The 16012-nt window shown below is 70.3% G+C and carries 15 protein-coding genes; 7 read left to right on the top strand and 8 right to left on the bottom strand.

Annotated elements, in window-relative coordinates; translation table 11 throughout:
• Positions 1 to 333: 333 nt before the first annotated feature.
• Positions 334 to 891 (bottom strand): Lsr2 dimerization domain-containing protein, encoded by a 558-nt coding sequence (locus ABD256_RS37800; protein ID WP_344430057.1) that lies wholly within the window; start codon positions 889 to 891, stop codon positions 334 to 336.
• A gap of 169 nt (positions 892 to 1060) precedes the next feature.
• Between ABD256_RS37800 and ABD256_RS37795 the strand changes: the two genes are divergently transcribed.
• Positions 1061 to 2452 carry a dihydrolipoyl dehydrogenase family protein gene (locus ABD256_RS37795; protein ID WP_344430056.1) on the top strand — a complete coding sequence of 464 codons (1392 nt, stop codon included), beginning with the start codon at positions 1061 to 1063 and terminating at the stop codon, positions 2450 to 2452.
• A gap of 5 nt (positions 2453 to 2457) precedes the next feature.
• Here the strand turns inward: ABD256_RS37795 and ABD256_RS37790 are convergent, their stop codons facing one another.
• Entirely contained in the window at positions 2458 to 4083 is a 1626-nt protein-coding gene (locus ABD256_RS37790) for a hypothetical protein (protein WP_344430055.1), read from the bottom strand.
• 305 nt (positions 4084 to 4388) lie between these two features.
• On the opposite strand from ABD256_RS37790, the gene ABD256_RS37785 reads away from it, so the two are divergent.
• Together ABD256_RS37785 and ABD256_RS37780 are read left to right on the top strand one after the other, a co-directional pair.
• On the top strand, positions 4389 to 4892 hold the full coding sequence (locus ABD256_RS37785) for a DUF3145 domain-containing protein (RefSeq protein ID WP_344430053.1): 504 nt from the start codon (positions 4389 to 4391) through the stop codon (positions 4890 to 4892).
• Between the two features lie 24 nt (positions 4893 to 4916).
• Positions 4917 to 5507, top strand: coding sequence for a hypothetical protein (locus ABD256_RS37780; protein WP_344430050.1), 591 nt, complete (start codon positions 4917 to 4919; stop codon positions 5505 to 5507).
• A 72-nt stretch (positions 5508 to 5579) separates the two neighbouring features.
• On the opposite strand, the gene ABD256_RS37775 is transcribed toward ABD256_RS37780, so the two are convergent.
• From ABD256_RS37775 to ABD256_RS37755, 5 genes are all read right to left on the bottom strand, one after another.
• Positions 5580 to 6824, bottom strand: coding sequence for a beta-ketoacyl-[acyl-carrier-protein] synthase family protein (locus ABD256_RS37775; protein WP_344430048.1), 1245 nt, complete (start codon positions 6822 to 6824; stop codon positions 5580 to 5582).
• Between the two features lie 30 nt (positions 6825 to 6854).
• Positions 6855 to 7100, bottom strand: coding sequence for an acyl carrier protein (locus ABD256_RS37770; protein WP_344430046.1), 246 nt, complete (start codon positions 7098 to 7100; stop codon positions 6855 to 6857).
• 71 nt (positions 7101 to 7171) lie between these two features.
• On the bottom strand, positions 7172 to 8146 hold the full coding sequence (locus ABD256_RS37765; RefSeq protein ID WP_344430044.1) for a beta-ketoacyl-ACP synthase III: 975 nt from the start codon (positions 8144 to 8146) through the stop codon (positions 7172 to 7174).
• The gene (locus tag ABD256_RS37760; protein WP_425546587.1) at positions 8143 to 9066 is read right to left on the bottom strand and encodes an ACP S-malonyltransferase; all 924 of its coding nucleotides are present in this window, start codon (positions 9064 to 9066) and stop codon (positions 8143 to 8145) included. The genes ABD256_RS37765 and ABD256_RS37760 overlap by 4 nt, the downstream gene beginning before the upstream one ends.
• Before the next feature lie 205 nt (positions 9067 to 9271).
• Positions 9272 to 10486 carry a PucR family transcriptional regulator gene (locus ABD256_RS37755; RefSeq protein WP_344430041.1) on the bottom strand — a complete coding sequence of 405 codons (1215 nt, stop codon included), beginning with the start codon at positions 10484 to 10486 and terminating at the stop codon, positions 9272 to 9274.
• A 168-nt stretch (positions 10487 to 10654) separates the two neighbouring features.
• On the opposite strand from ABD256_RS37755, the gene ABD256_RS37750 reads away from it, so the two are divergent.
• The 4 genes from ABD256_RS37750 (at position 10655) to ABD256_RS37735 (ending at position 14559) form a co-directional block, all read left to right on the top strand.
• The gene (locus ABD256_RS37750; RefSeq protein ID WP_344430039.1) at positions 10655 to 11563 is read left to right on the top strand and encodes an ABC transporter ATP-binding protein; all 909 of its coding nucleotides are present in this window, start codon (positions 10655 to 10657) and stop codon (positions 11561 to 11563) included.
• Between the two features lie 2 nt (positions 11564 to 11565).
• A complete protein-coding gene (locus ABD256_RS37745) occupies positions 11566 to 12786 on the top strand; it encodes an ABC transporter permease (RefSeq protein ID WP_344430038.1) in 1221 nt (406 codons plus the stop codon).
• 219 nt (positions 12787 to 13005) lie between these two features.
• Entirely contained in the window at positions 13006 to 13764 is a 759-nt protein-coding gene (locus ABD256_RS37740) for a mechanosensitive ion channel family protein (protein WP_344430036.1), read from the top strand.
• 150 nt (positions 13765 to 13914) lie between these two features.
• Positions 13915 to 14559 (top strand): nicotinamide mononucleotide transporter family protein, encoded by a 645-nt coding sequence (locus tag ABD256_RS37735; protein ID WP_344430035.1) that lies wholly within the window; start codon positions 13915 to 13917, stop codon positions 14557 to 14559.
• A gap of 226 nt (positions 14560 to 14785) precedes the next feature.
• Here the strand turns inward: ABD256_RS37735 and ABD256_RS37730 are convergent, their stop codons facing one another.
• A complete protein-coding gene (locus ABD256_RS37730) occupies positions 14786 to 15997 on the bottom strand; it encodes an alpha-hydroxy acid oxidase (RefSeq protein ID WP_344430033.1) in 1212 nt (403 codons plus the stop codon).
• Positions 15998 to 16012 lie beyond the last annotated feature (15 nt).

Here is a 16012-nt window from a genome sequence, read left to right as displayed (position 1 = left end):
CCAAAACCTCACCTGCACACCACGCGGCAACCGCGCCCGAACCACCATCACAACCTCCGATCACAACCGGTGTTGCAACGACCCCATGAACCCAAGGAGCCTTCGGGGAACCCGACGCGGCGAAGGCTCCCTTCGGGGCATGGGCGTCCCGAACCCGCCCTCGTGAGAACTCGCGCTGCCCCAGCGAGGAGCCCGCATGCGCTGAAGGTGACCTTCGGGGTCTTAGCTGCCCCGAAGGTCACCTTCGGGGCACGTGCGGCTGGAGCCGCGGCCGTGCGAAGGCCGAGTTCGCGGCGTCAGAATCCCTGAAGGTCACCTTCGGGGCGGTCGAACCTATTCGGCGGCGGAGAAGAGCACCGGCGGGGCCTTGCGGGGCGAGCGCTTCGGCTTCGCGGTCGCCTTCGCGGGCGCGGGCTTCCGGCTCGTGGCCGTCTTCTTTTCGGTGGCCGCCTTCGCGGCGGTCTTCGGGGCCGCTTTCGCCGTCGCCTTCGGGGCGGCCTTCGCCGGGGCCTTGGCGGGCTTCACCTTCGTGGCCGGGGCCTTCGCGGTGGCCGTGGTCTTGGGCGACACCTTCTTCGCGGTCGTCTTGGCCGCCGTCTTCGCCGTGCTCCCGGCTGCCGCCTTGGCGGTTTTCTTCGGTGCGGCCGGGGTTTTCGCGGCTGCGGCGCGCCTGGCCCGCTTGGGCACCGCGAACGTGCGTGGCCTGCGCTTGCGGCCGCCGGTCCGCCGCCCGTTCCCGACATAGGCGTCCAGGGTTTCGCGGAGGTTCGCGGCGTTCTCGGCGGAAAGGTCGATGTCGTACTCGATCCCGTCGAGGGCGAAGCTGACCCTTTCCTCGGCCGGCTCCCCGTTCAAGTCGTCCAAGACGTGAACGGCTGTGTTTCTGGCCACGTAAGAACCTCCCGTGCTCGATCGTTGACGTAGCGCAATCGGCACGGCGACCCTCGTTGAAACCTTCTCGCCGTCCTTGAGCTCGGGCCGGAGAATACCTGTTTCCCCTTCTGTGCGCGCACAGGTGGTTGGGGTTGCGCGTCGACCCGCGCTGGTGTGCGCTGAACACATGGCGGAAGAAACGTTCGACGTGGTGGTCATCGGCGGCGGTCCGGTCGGGGAGAACGCGGCGGGACGGGTGGCCGCGGCCGGCCTGTCGGTCGCGCTCGTGGAGCACGAGCTCTTCGGCGGCGAGTGCTCGTACTGGGCCTGCATCCCGAGCAAGGCGTTGCTGCGCCCCGGAAATCTGTTCGCCGCGGCGAAGCGGATGCCGGGGGTCGAGGCCGGCGCGCGGCTCGATCCGGCGAAGGTGTTCGAACGGCGGGACTACTTCACCGGCAAGGGCGACGACGCCGGCCAGGTCGGCTGGGCGCGCGGCGCCGGGATCGAGCCGGTGCGCGGGCACGGCCGGCTCACCGGTGAGCGGGAAGTCACCGTCGACGGCGATCGCGTGCTGCGCGCGAACCACGCCGTCGTGGTGTGCACCGGAAGCGTGCCGAGGACGCCGGACATCCCCGGCCTCGCGGACGTGAAGACGTGGGGTTCGCGCGAGGCGACGTCGTCGAGCGAGGTCCCCGGCCGCCTCGCGGTGCTGGGCGGCGGTGTCGTCGGTGTCGAGATGGCGCAGGCGTGGGCGCGGCTCGGGTCCGAGGTCGACCTGATCATCACCGGCGCCCGGCCGCTGCCGAAGTACGCGGACTTCGTCGGCGACGCCGTGGCCAAGGGGCTCGGCGAGGACGGCGTGCGGGTGCACGCGGGCTCCGGCGTCGACTCGGTGTCCGAAGTGGACGGTTCGACCGTGCTGGCGCTGACCGGTGGCGGAACGCGCACCGTCGACCGGCTGCTGGTGGCCACCGGGAGGGCGCCCGCGACCGGTGACCTCGGCCTCGGCTCGATCGGCCTCGAACCGGGGAAGGCGCTGGCCGTCGACGATTCCGGCACCGCGACCGGCATCGGCGGCACCTGGCTCTACGCGGCAGGCGACGTCACCGGCAGGGCACCGCTGACCCACCAGGGCAAGTACGCCGCGAGGATCGCCGGGGACGTGATCGCCGCGCGGGCGAAGGGGGAATCGCCGAAGAGCGAGCCGTGGACCGCCTACGCCGCCACCGCCGACCACCACGCGGTGCCGCAGGTCGTGTTCACCGATCCCGAGGTCGCCTCCGTCGGCCTCGCCGGTGCCGAGTCCGGCAACCACCGCGTCGTCGACATCGACATCGCGGTCGCCGGGTCGTCCTTGCACGCCGACGGGTACGAAGGCAAAGCCCGCATCGTCGTCGACACCGACCGCGAGGTCCTCGTCGGAGTCACCTTCGTCGGCCAGGACGTCGCCGAACTGCTGCACGCGGCGACGATCGCGGTGGCGGGCGAAGTGCCGTTGCGCCGCCTCTGGCACGCCGTCCCGGCCTTCCCGACCATGAGCGAGGTCTGGCTCCGGCTGCTGGAGGAGTACGGCCCGTAGGGGCCTTACGGGCCGAGCGAGGTGGTGAGGGCGGCCTTCGCGGCGCGGACCAGCCCCGGATCCTCCGTGCTGGACGTTCCCGCCGCCCACACCGCCTGCACGAGCCGCACCGACTTGCCGTCGAGCGCGCTCGCGTAGGCGGCCCCTTCGAACCTCGGCGCCGTACCGTCCCATTTGGACTGTTCGGTCGCCACGTCGATGATCCCGCCACCGCCGGGGTTGTCGGCGGTCTTGCGGAACTCCTCTGCCGTGCGCGCGTCCGGGAAGGACACCACCGCGACCGAGACCGCGGCCTTCCTCCCGTCGACGGTCGCGTCGAAGCTGCCCCGGCGCACTTCGCTGCAGCTCGTGCGGCCGAGGCTGGCCTGGACATCGCCGAAACCGTGCGATGCGCACCGCGCGTCCGCGCTCGAAGCGCGCGAGGTGAGCGCGACCTCCGCGGACGGCGTGCTCGTCGGTGCGGGTGAAGAGCTGGAGGGTGGCGGCGGCGCCGGCGTGACCGGGGGTGCCGACGACGCGGCGACCGGTGCCGGGTCGTCCCCGCCGCTGGTCGCCGAGACGATCGCGGTGATCACCAGCACGGCGAGCAGGCCGATCGCGGCGATCGGGAGCCAGCGCACCGCGGGCTTCCGCGGCGAAGGCGCTTTGGCGGCAGGGGTTTCCGCGGTCGGTGCCGCGGCGGGAGCCGGAGAAACGGCCGCGACCGGTTCCGGAGCGACGGGCTCCGCGCCGCGCGAGTCCGCTTCGCTCGGCCACACGACCGGCTCCAGCCCCTCGGCCTCGTCCGGCTCGGGGAGTGGCTCAGGCGGTCGCTCGGCAGGCGCTTCGGCAACGGGTTCCGCCGGAGCCTCCGGCTCGGCGGGCGGCTCCACCCGTTCGGTCGGCGCGGGCTCTTCCCCGACGACGGGTTCCGGGTCCGGTGTGGACGGTTGGGGGCTGGCCCAGCCGCCGTGGGTCTGGCGGGGGACCGGGGTGACCGGCACCGTCACGGTGGCCTCGGCCAGCGCCGGCCGCTCGTTCTTCGCCGCGGCGTAGAAGCCTTCCGCGAACAGGACGTCGTCGTCGAGCGACGGGGTGCCCGGCGCGAGGAGGTCGAGCAGTGCGCGCGCGGTGGGTGCCGAGCACGGTCGTTTCGCCGAAGCGAGTGACACGGTCGCGGCGAGCATGCTGGTGGGCGTCGGGTGCAGCACGCGAACCGCCCCGGCCAGGTCCGCTGGCGGCTGTTCGACGGTTTCCACGAACGGGCCCACCGCCACCACGGTCCCGACGGGCGGGCAGGACGGCAGCTCGGCGGCGAGGCGGGTTCCGATGGCTTCGGACAGGGCGAGCGCCTCGGTCGCCGGGTTGGTCGCCTCGTCGGTGCGCACGAGCGGCCAGCCGTCGGCCTTCCACTGGCCCCGCAGCGGGGCTTCGAGCCGCATGGCGGGGTCGGGGAGATCGACGCCGATGACGATCAGGACGCCCTTCGGCAGCACCAGGATCGCGTCCACGGGTTCCGCGCATCCGGCCGGCTGGGGGCCGATGAGGGCGATCCCGCCGCCGACGGTGCTGCCGCGGCCGAGCGCGGCGAGCGCGGCGCGGATGTCGTCCGCGATCCGGGCCGGCTGCCTGCCGAGACGGACGAGCCGCAAAAGGCACCTCCCCGAGTCGACATTCTTCGGGTGCACACGCTAGCGCGGGCACGGGGTACCTCTGCGTATGCCACGTGCGGCCTGTCGGATGACACCCGGATGGGGGATGTGAACGGAGCAGCTCACCCGAGGTGCGAGTGGACAGTGAGCACTCGCTCCCCTGCGGAGGTGAGACTTCTGGTGTTCCTGTGGCAAATGGGGCAGCGGGCGTGCACAATGAGGACCAAGCGTCACGGGTCCGGGCCATACCGGAGTTCGCCAGGTCGTAGGGGAAGACGCACCTGGTCGAGCAGCGGAGGTCAGCAGTGAGCACTCGTGGCACCACGCGTGGCGTGGTCTACGTCCACTCGTCGCCGTCTGCGGTCTGCCCGCACGTCGAGTGGGCTATTTCGGGCACCCTCGGGACCCGAGTGGAACTGAAGTGGACGGCACAGCCGGCCGCTCCAGGGCAGTTGCGCGCGGAGTGCGGCTGGAGCGCGCCCTCCGGGGCGGGCGCCAAGCTGGCGGCCGCGCTGAAGGCATGGCCGATGGTGCGCTTCGAAGTCGCCGAGGAGCCGAGCGCCGGTGTGGACGGTGAGCGGTTCTGCTACGTGCCAGGCCTCGGCCTTTGGCATGCCCGCACCAGCGCCAACGGCGACATCGTCGTCGGCGAGGACCAGCTGCGCGCGCTCGTCGCGCAGAGCAGGGCAGGCGAGCAGTTCGCGCACAAGCTCGACGAACTGCTCGGCGCGAACTGGGACGAGGCGCTGGAAGACTTCCGGCACGCCGGCGATGGCGCGCCGGTGACCTGGCTGCACCAGGTCGGCTGAGCGGCGGCGACTACTCTTTCGGGTGTGTCCCGTCCGATTCAGCCGCCACGCGCACGCTGGCTCATCCCCGTACTGGTCGTGGTCGTCTCACTCACCGTCGGTGGCGGCCTGCTGACCCGTGAGCTCTACCGCCAGCCGGACCGCCAGGAGGTCGCAGGCGTCACCATCGGCACGACGAAGCAGCTCCCGCCCGACCAGCAACCGGGCTCGCCGGCCGTCGAGCTGACGCCGGACGCCGCGGCGCATCCGCAGGACGACACCGTGCGCAAGCTCCTGCAGGACTACTTCGACTCGATCAACGGGCGCAACTACGAGCGGTACCGCACGACCGTGACGATCGCGCGGATGCAGGCGATGGGCCCGGCGGAGTGGCGCCAGAGCTTCAAGACCACGAACGACGGCAGCATCTTGGTCTACCGGATCGAGTCGGTCGGCCCGAGCGCGATGAACGTGCTGGTCTCGTTCACCAGCACCCAGGAGCCGAGTGACGCGCCGCCCGAGCTCCAGGAGAGGTGCATCCGGTGGAGCCTCGCGCTGCCGGTGAAGCAGGAAACCGGGTCGTGGAAAGTGGACGCGCTGCCCGCCGGCGCGCCCGCCGAGTTCAAGGCCTGCTGAAACCCGCACAGGACAACGAAAAAGGGCGCCTCCGAAGTGGAGGCGCCCTTTTCGACGGGACTTGGCCGTGGGTCAGGCCGGGGTGAACGCCAGTGCGACGTTGTGCCCGCCGAACCCGAACGAGTCGCTGACCGCGGCCTTCAGGTCCACCTTGCGCGCTTCACCCGCGACGATGTCCTGTGCGACACCGGGATCCGGGTTTTCGAGGTTCAGGGTCGGCGGGATGATGCCTTCCTTGATCGACAGCACGGTGGCGATCGCCTCGACGGCACCGGCGGCGCCGAGCAGGTGGCCGAGTGCGCCCTTCGGCGCGGTGAGCACGGGGTGCTCGCCGATGGCCTTGCGCACGGCCACGGTTTCGCCGACGTCCCCGACCGGGGTCGAGGTGGCGTGGGCGTTGACGTGCCCGATGTCCTCACGGGACAGTCCGGCGCTGCGCAGCGCCGCGGTGATGGCGCGTGCCTGCCCGGTGCCTTCCGGGTCGGGGCCGGTGATGTGGTACGAGTCGGCGCTCGTGCCGATCCCGGCGAGCTTCCCGTACACGCGCGCGCCGCGGGCCTTCGCGAACTCCTCGCGTTCGAGTACGACGATGCCGGCGCCCTCGCCGAGGACGAACCCGTCCCGGTTGACGTCCCACGGCCGTGAAGCGCGCTCCGGGTCGTCGTTGCGGGTGCTCATCGTGCGCGCCTGTGCGAACCCGGCCATGGTGATCGCGGCGATCGCGGCCTCCGCGCCGCCTGCCACCACCACGTCGGCCTCGCCGGTGCGCAGCATCCGCCAGCCCCACGCCAGCGCCTCGGCGCCGGACGCGCAGGCCGACACCGGGGCGTGCACCCCGGCGCGGGCCTTGAGTTCGAGCCCGACGTGCGCGGCGGGGCCGTTCGGCATCAGCATCGGCACGGTCAGCGGGGAGACCTTGCGCAGACCGGTGTTCTCCAGGAGGTCGTCCTGGTCGAGCAGGGTGGTGGCACCGCCGATCCCGGTGCCGATGATGACGGCGAGCCGCTCGGGCTCCACCCCGTCATCGGCACCGTTCCCGGCGCTGAACCCGGCGTCCGACCATGCCTGCCGCGCGGCGATCATGGCGACCTGCTCACAGCGGTCGAGCCGCCTCGCCTGCACGCGCGGCAGAATCTCGGTTGGCTCCACGGCGAGCCGTGCCGCGATCTTCGACGGCAGGTCGAACTTCCTGACCCACTCGGTGTCCAAAGCGGACACGCCACTGCGGCCGGTCAGCAGACCCTGCCACGTGGTCTCGACGTCTCCGCCGAGCGGAGTGGTGGCACCCAGCCCAGTGATCACGACGTCGTTGCTCATCATGAAGCTCCCCGAGGTTGTCGAGCGGAACTACTTGGCGTTGGCGGCGACGTAGTTCACGGCGTCGCCGACGGTCTTGAGGTTCGCGAGCTCGTCGTCCGGGATCTTGACGCCGAACTTGTCCTCGGCCTGCACGGCGATCTCCACCATCGACAGCGAGTCGATGTCGAGGTCGTCCACGAAGGACTTCTCGGCGGTCACGTCGTCCTGCGCCACACCGGCGACCTCTTCGACGATCTCGGCGAGACCGGACAGGATTTCTTCTTTCTCAGCCACTTGCGGTTTCCTTCCTTGGTTTTCGCTGATGTGCTCCGCGGGGGCGACGGTGCCTCCCGGAGGAGTTGATATCACGGGCAGATGATGACCTGGCCCGCGTACGACAGCCCCGCGCCGAATCCGACGATGAGCGCGACGTCGCCCGGCTTCACCGTGCCTGCCTTGCGCATGTGGTCCAGTGCCATCGGGATGGACGCCGACGAGGTGTTGCCGGAGTACTTGATGTCGTCGGCGACCACCATGTCCTCGCGCGCGCCCGCGGCGCGCAGCTTCTTCGCGATGGCCTCGACGATCCGCAGGTTCGCCTGGTGCGGGATCAGCACGTCCACATCGGACGGTGTGATCCCCGCGGCCTTGAGCACGTCGAACGCGATCGGCGCGATCTTCGTGGTCGCCCACCGGAAGACCGCCTGGCCCTCCTGGTAGATGTAGCGGTGGTCGCGCATGTAGATGGTGTCGACGAGATCGCCCGCGCTGCCCCACACCACCGGGCTGATGTGCGGCTCGTCGCTCGCCCCGACCAGCGCGGCGCCCGCGCCGTCGGCGAAGATGATCGCGTTCGCCCTGTCCACCGGGTCGACCGAGTCGGTGAGCTTCTCGGCGCCGATCACCAGCACCTTCTCCGCCGAGCCGGAGCGGATCAGGTCGGAGGCGACGCCGAGGCCGTAGCAGAACCCGGCGCAGGCGGCGTTGAGGTCGAACGCGCCGGGCGCCTTCACCCCGATCCGGTCGGCGACCTGCGCGGCCGCGTTCGGGATGGGCGACGGCATCGTGCAGTTCGGCACGATCACGGTGTCCACTTCGGACGGATCGGCACCGGCGTCGGCGAGTGCGCGGCTGCCCGCTTCGACGGCCATGTCGACCAGGAGCGTGTCCTTGTCGGCGAAGCGGCGCTCGATGATGCCGACGCGGTCCCTGATCCACTGGTCGTCGGTGTCCATGATCTTGGACAGGTCGTCGTTCGTGACCACGCGCTCCGGCTGGAAGCTGCCGACGCCGAGGATCCGGCTGGCCTTGGCGCCGGTGGTGAGTCGCAGTTCGGTCACTTGCTCGCCTCCTGCCCGGTGAGCTTCGCGAACTCGGCCGGGGTCTTCAACGCGGTCGGGGTGGTCACGACGCCTTTGAGCTGGCGCTTCACGAGTCCGGTGAGGGTACCGGCCGGCGGCAGCTCGACGGTCTCGGTCACACCGAGCGAAACGAGTCCGTCCATGGTCAGGTCCCAGCGCACCGGGCGCGTGACCTGCTTGACCAGCCGTTCGAGGTACTCCGCGCCGCTGCCCACCACCGCACCGTCCGCATTGGACAGCAGCGGCCGCGTGGGGTCCTGCGGCGTGATTCCGGCGGCGTGCGCGCGCAGCGCGTCCTCCGCCGGTGCCATGTACTCGGTGTGGAAGGCGCCCGCGACCTTGAGCGCGCGCACCTTCGTGCCGGCGAGCGGCTCGGCGACGATCTTGGCGATCCGCTCGGCGGAACCCGAGGCCACGATCTGCCCGGCGCCGTTCTGGTTCGCCGCGGTGAGCCCCTCCTCGGCGAGCCACGCGACGATCTCCTCCGGCGTGCCGAGCATCACGGCGGCCATGCTGGTGGGTTCGAGCGCGCACGCCTTCGCCATCTCGGCGCCGCGGACGGCGGCGAGCCGCACCGCGTCGTCGGCGGTGAGCACCCCCGCGATGGCCGCGGCCGCGAGCTCGCCGACGGAATGGCCTGCCACCGGCGCGTCGTCGGCGACGGGCGCGACGCGCTGCAGCTCGTCGAAGGCGAGCAGGGACAGCGCCACGATGAGCGGCTGGGTGATCGCGGTGTCCTGGATGTCCTCCGCGTCCGCCTCGGTGCCGAGGTGCACGAGGTCGAGACCGGTCAGCTCGGACCAGCGCCGTACGCGATCTTCGGTGCCCTCCAGCTCGAGCCAGGGGGCGAGCATGCCGGGCGCTTGGGAGCCCTGTCCGGGGGCGAGGACTGCAATCACTCTTCTAGGGAACACGGTGCCCGCCCGTTCACGTGATGTCGCCGCTCACCAAGTTCCCGCGGTGATGTTGGAGGGTTCCTACAAAGGTTGCCGCCGGATTAACGCCCGTAACCAGAAAGCCTTGTCGGGTTTCGGCACTTTTTGCCGTGAGGTGGGTCACCCGCCCGGCGTGTCGGCTGGTATGTGCCCACCGCCGTTGTCCGGGTCACCACAGCCCGCGCGCCTTCGCCAGCCGCGCGACGGTCAGCGCGATGCGGAGGATGAGCGCGTCACGGGCGTCGGCGGGATGCCGCCCGGTCAGGTCGGCGACCCGCCGGAGCCGGTACCGGACGGTGTTGGGGTGCACGACCAGCGTCCGCGCGCAGGTTTCGAGCACCCCGCCGCCTTCGAGATAGGTCTCGACGGTCTGCAGGAGCGTGCCGCCCGCCGCTTCGAGCGGCCTGGCGATCTCGTCGATCAGCAGGCGCTCGGCGTCGGGGTCGCCGGCGAGCGCGCGCTCGGGCAGCAGCTCACCGGAGCGCACCGGCCTCGGCGCCGACGGCCAGCCGACCACCGCGCGCAGGCCGGAGAGCGCTTCGACGGCGCTGCGGTGCGCTTCGGCCAGGGTGTCCACGGTGGGCCCGGCGACCACCGGGCCGTCCCCGAAGGCGACCGACAGCTTCGCGAGGATCTCCTGGTCCTTGAGGGTCCCCTCGGTCGGGCCCGCGACGACGATGACGAGCCGGGAGCCCTGCACGCTCAGCAGCACGGCGCGGCCGACGCGCGCGGCCCTGCTGCGCACCTCGAACACCACCGTCGGCGGATCGTCGGAGCCGGGGTTGCCGACCAGCACGGTGGCCGGGGTGGCCGGGTCCCAGCCGAGCGCGGCGGCACGGGAAAGCACGGATTCCTCGGCGTCGCCACGCACGATGCCGTCCACGACGAGCGCTTCCAGCCTGGCGTCCCACGCGCCGCGGGCCTCCGCCGCCGCGGCGTAGGAGTTGGCCGCGGCGAACGCGATTTCCCTGCCGTAGCGCAGAATTCCCTCGATCAGCGCGGCGTGCTCGGCCTCGGTGGCGGCGAAGGCGGGGAGCTGCTCCTCGAATACCTCGATGGCGAGGCGGACCAGCCCGACGGCCTGGCGCAGGCTGATCCACCTGGACAGCTCGGTCGGCGCGCCGCGGAACGCGTCGGCGGTGAGCTTGAGCGCCTCCTTGGAGTCGCGCAGCCACGCGACGAATCCGGCCGCACCCGTCTGGGTGATGAGCAGGACGCTGGCCCGCTGGTCGGCGGGGAGCCTGCCGAACCAGGGGAGGCGTTCTTCCATGGCCGCGACGCTCGCCGAAGCCAGGCTCCCGGAGGCGTGTTCGAGCCGTTTCAGCGTAGTGGCGGAAAGTCCATGCCGCTTCGGCACGCTTTGTCGCGGGGGCGCAGGTGTCATGACATGCTCATCGTACTGGGCGTGACATGGGGAGAAGGCAACTCGCGGATCCTGGCCCGCAACTTAGGTTGCTAGCCGGTGCCGGTCACCCGTTCCTACGCTGTCACGGCCAGCTCGATCCGCGTGATGCCGCGTGCCACCGGGGGTGCGGGGAGAAAGGGGAAAGCCTTGCCTGATCAGAATCTGGAGATCGACAAGATCTCGAAACGCTATGGCGACGTGGTCGCGCTGCGAGAAATGTCCTTCGAAGTGCGCGCGGGGGAGCTGTTCGGTTTCGTCGGCAGCAATGGCGCCGGCAAGACCACCACGATGCGGATCGCGCTCGGCGTGCTCAGCAGCGATTCCGGCGAAGTGCGCTTCGGCGGTGAGCCGGTGACGCTGGAGACGCGTCGGCACATCGGGTACATGCCGGAGGAACGCGGCCTCTACCCGAAGATGAAGGTCGGCGAGCAACTGTCCTATTTGGCTCGTTTGCACGGCCTTTCGCCGCGTGCCGCCGCCAAGTCGAGTGACGAGTGGACGGAACGGCTCGGCGTCGAGGCCAAGCGGAACGACGAGGTCGAAAAGCTCAGCCTCGGCAACCAGCAGCGCGTTCAGCTCGCCGCGGCGCTCGTGCACGACCCGCGGATACTGGTGCTCGACGAGCCGTTCTCCGGCCTCGACCCGGTCGCCGTCGACGTGATGAGCCAGGTGCTCAAGGAGAAGGCGGCCGAGGGCGTGCCGGTGGTGTTCTCCAGCCACCAGCTCGATCTCGTCGAGCGGCTGTGCGACCGGATCGGCATCGTCCGGAGTGGACAGATGGTCACCTCGGGCACGGTCGCGGAGTTGAGTGTGGACAGTGCGGTGCGGCTGCTGGTGCACGCGCCGGACGCGCCGCGGGGCTGGGCCGACGGGCTGGCCGGGGTCACGGTGCTGCGGCACGAGAACGGGCGCACCGAGCTGGAACTCGGTGCGGGCACGGACGACCAGGCGGTGCTCAAGGCGGCGCTGGCGACCGGCCCGGTGCACGAGTTCGCCCGCAGCAGGACGTCCTTGACCGATCTGTTCCGCAACGTCGTCACCGAGCCGGGGGAGTGAACGTGAGCACACCGATTCAGGACAAGTCGAGCGGATGGTCTTCGGTGTGGCTGGTGGCCTCCCGTGAGATCACCACGCGCCTGAAGTCGAAGGCGTGGCGCATCAGCACGGTGGTGCTGATGCTGCTGATCGTCGCGGGCGCGCTGGTGATGAAGCTCGTCAGCGGCGGTTCCGACGCGACGGTCGGCGTGCTGCCGCAGAGCGCGTCGCTGTCCGCGCCGCTGCAGGCCAGCGCCACCAGCATCGGCCAGACGGTGACGGTGAACCCGATCGCCGACGAGGCCGCGGGCAGGGCCAAGGTGGCCGACGGCTCGCTGGACGCGCTGCTCCTCGACGACCCGAAGGCGCCGGGCAAGGTTTCCGTCGTGGTCAAGAAGGACCTCGACGGCAAGCTCAAGAACGCGCTGAACGTGCTCGCCGGGCAGGCGGCCTTCAACGAGCAGGTCCAGAAGCTCGGCGGGGATCCCGGCGAGGTGAACAAGGCCGTCGCCGCGGCGGCGGTCAACGTCGAGCCGATGGAGACCCCGACCGAGTACAGCGGGCAGCAGATCGCGATCGGGTTCATCGCCGGGCTGCTGATCTACCTCTCGCTGATGCTCAACGGCCAGATGGTCGCCCAGGGCGTGGTCGAGGAGAAGACGAGCCGGGTGGTCGAGCTGCTGCTGTCCACGGTCCGCCCGTGGCAGCTGATGACCGGCAAGGTGCTCGGCATCGGCGCGGTCGGGCTGCTGCAAATGGTCCTGATCGGGGTGGCGGGCCTGGCCGCGGCGCTCGGCACGAACGCGTTGTCGGAAGTGTCCATTTCGGCCACCGTCGGTGCCGTCGTGTGGCTCGTGGTGTGGTTCCTGCTCGGGTTCCTGATGTACGCGATCGTGTTCGCCGCGCTCGGCGCGCTGGTCTCGCGGCAGGAGGACGTCGGTGGCGCGGTGACGCCCGCGCTGATGTTCGTCGTTGCCGGGTACATCATCGGGGTCACCATCATCCCGTCGAACCCGGGCAGCAAGCTCGTCGAAGTGCTCTCGGTGATCCCGGTGTTCTCGCCGACGCTGATGCCGGTGCGGCTGGCGATCGGCGGGGTGCCGGTGTGGGAAACGGTGCTCTCGGTCGGGCTCACCCTCGCCGCGCTGCCGCTGCTGATCTGGCTGGCGGGCCGGATCTACCGCAACGCGGTGATGCGCACCGGTGCGAAGGTGAAACTGCGCGACGCGCTCCAAGCCGCCTAGACCGCGGGCCGAACATAACTCGAGGCCGCCCGGCTCGGCGTTTTCGCCTGGCCGGGCGGCCTCGTCTCCCCGGTCCCCACCGGTAGTTCAACTATGACCCAGTGGATCTTCATCCGCTACGGGTCTCACCCAATCGTGGACTGGTCGAGTTGCTGCTCCCGCGCCGCTGATAAACGATTCCGCCAGGAATTGGAATTCGTGGCCAGCGAGGAGGATGTTGTGGGACAGCAGCTCAAGGACGGACTCGGCCAGGCGTGGGGGCTGATCGCGACCTTTGTGCCCAAGCTCGTCTTCTTCCTGATCGTCCTGCTGATCGGGTGGCTGATCGCGAAGGCGATCTCCAAGGCTCTCGGCCTGGTGCTCGGCAAGCTCGGGTTCTCGAAGATGATCGAGAAGACCGGCCTGTCCGGGATGCTGAAACAAAGCAGCCTCGACGCGACGAACATCATCACCAAACTCGTCTACTACTTCATTCTCCTGATCGCGCTGCAGCTCGCGTTCGGCGTCTTCGGGCCGACCAATCCGGTGAGCCAGCTGCTCAACGACGTGATCGCGTTCCTGCCGAGGATCGTGGTCGCGGTCGTGCTCGTCATCGTCGCCGCGGCAATTGCGAAAGTCGTTCGCGATCTGGTCGGCAGCGCGCTTTCCGGACGGCCCGCAGGCAGGCTGCTCGGCACCATCGCCTACTGGCTGATCATGGCGTTCGGCATCATCGCCGCGCTCAACCAGGTCAACATCGCCACCACGGTGACCACCCCGGTGCTCATCACCGTGCTCGCGACCATCGGCGGCGTGCTCGTCGTCGGGTTCGGCGGTGGCCTCATCAAGCCCGCGCAGCAGCGCTGGGAGGGCTGGATGGGCAGCCTGCAGAGCCAGTTCAGCCGCGACGGCGGCGCGAAGCCCGGTGTCGGGCAGGGCCAGCCGACCGCCGTCGACGCGCCCACTCCGCCGCACGGCTTCAACCAGGTGGATGGCTGAGGTTTCCCGAGCTTCGACCGTCCGTACCCGCCCGGCGCACGAGGAAGGCGCCGGGCGGGCGCGCGTCCGAGGTGTTCTCCGGCTCACAGTCGCTAGGGAATTGCGACCGCACGGGAGGATGTTGAGCCCAGAGACGAAAGGGGCGGACCGGTGGAGTTTCTGCTGCAACACGGTGTCACGGTCTTCGGCCAGTGGATCTCCATCGCCGAGCTCGCCGGGCAGTTGTTCGCACTCGCCGTCGTCTTCCTCGCGCGGCGGCGCACCCTCTGGACGTGGCCGGTACAGGTCGGCGCGACCGCGTTGCTGTTCGCCGTCTACGTCTCCGCGCACCTCGGCGGGTTGGCCAGCCGCCAGATCGCCATCCTGCTGATCTCGCTGTACGGCTGGTGGGCGTGGTCGCGCAAGGCCGATCCCGTCTACGGCATCGCGGTCCGCAACGGCCGCGCCGTCGAGCGCGTCGCGATGGCGTCCGCGTTCCTGGTCGGCACCACCGCGATGGCCCTGCTGCTGCAGGCGTTGAACGCGTCGTGGATGCCGTGGCCGGACGCGGCGATCTTCGTCGGCACGCTGGTCGCCTTCGCCGCGCAGGGTGCGGGCCTCGTCGAGTTCTGGCTGGTGTGGCTGGTCGTGGACGCGATCGGGGTGCCGCTGCAGATCAGCTCCGGGCTGTACTTCTCGGCCGCGATCTACCTGGTGTTCGCCGGGCTGGTGGTGCACGGCTGGTGGAGCTGGCACCAGACGGCCAAGCAGGTGCGCCTCGAAGCCGCGCCGAAGGTCACGGCAGCATCCAGCTGAGCGTCGGCGTGCTCTGCCCGAGCGCGATCAGGCACAGCACGCCGAGCAGCGCCAGGCTCCGCGGCAGCTTTCTGATGTCCTGAGGGTGCCCCTCGGGGACTCGTTTGCCTGAACGGCTACGCCCGCGAGGGTCGAGAACGTGGCGTCGGAGTCCCTGAAAGCCACCATGACGGCATCCGGTCCCCATCAGGACCCGCGGCTGCCCCAAAGGCCACATGGCCGACAATCAGGGGAGGACGGCGTGCGAGGGGCGCAGGTCGCCGATCGTCCGGACGCCGAGCAGCTGCATGGTGCGGATCATTTCGGTGCGCAGGATGTCCACGGTGCGCTGCACGCCGCGTTCACCGCCCGCCATCAGCCCGTACAGGAACGCGCGCCCGATGAGCACCGCGTCGGCGCCGCGGGCGATGGCGGCCACGATGTCGCCGCCGGAGAGGATGCCGGTGTCGAGCCACACCTCGGCTTCGCCGTTGACCGCGTCGAGCGCGGCCGGCAGCAGTTCGAGGGGGGTCGGCGCGCGGTCGAGCTGGCGGCCGCCGTGATTGGACAGCAGCACCGCGTCGGCACCGTGCCGCACCATGTCGCGGGCGTCGTCGGCGTTCTGGATGCCCTTGACCACGAGCTTGCCCGGCCAGGTGGCGCGCACCCAGTCGAGGTCGTCGAAGTCGAGTGTGGGGTCGAACAGCATGTTGAGCAGCTCCGCGACCGTGCCGTCGAAATGGCTCAACGACGCGAAGGACAGCGGCTCGGTGGTCAGCAGGTTGAACCACCACGACGGGTGCATCGCGCCGTCGACGAAGGTCCTCAGGGTCAGCCCGGGCGGGATCGTCAGCCCGTTGCGCACGTCCCGCATGCGCGCGCCCGCGACCGGGGTGTCCACGGTCAGCATGAGGGTGTCGTACCCCGCCTCCCAGGCCCGATTCATCAGATCTTCGCCCGCACCGTGGTCGTGCCAGACGTAGAGCTGGAACCATTTGCGAGCCCCCGGCGCGGCCTCGGCGGCGTCCTCGATCGACGTGGTCCCCATGGTGGACAACGAGAACGGGACGCCGTTGCGCTGGGCCACGCGGGCCACCGCGCGCTCGCCCTCGTGGTTCATCATGCGGGTGAACCCGGTGGGGGCGAACGCGAACGGCAGCTCGGCGCGCTTGCCGAGGATCTCCTTCGAGGTGTCCACATCGGACACTCCGCGCAGCACGTTGGGGTGGAATTCGATGCTGCGGAACACCTGGCGCGCGCGGCGGAGGCTGTCTTCGAGTTCGGCGGCGCCATCGGTGTAGTCGAACGGCGCGCGCGGTGTCCGCCTGCGGGCCAGCATGCGGAGATCGGCGATCGTGTGCGCGCCCGCCAGCCTGCGGTCGGTGGGGTTCAGCACGACCGGTTTCGGCCGCAGGATCTGCTTGAGCTCACTGGGCCGGGGCAGACGACGCTTCGTCACTCGATCACCCTCCTT

Source organism: Amycolatopsis minnesotensis (genome assembly GCF_039529815.1).
Taxonomy (GTDB): domain Bacteria; phylum Actinomycetota; class Actinomycetes; order Mycobacteriales; family Pseudonocardiaceae; genus Amycolatopsis; species Amycolatopsis minnesotensis.
Note: the sequence above shows the minus strand (reverse complement) of the source record. Positions and strands in the feature narration are given on the sequence as shown.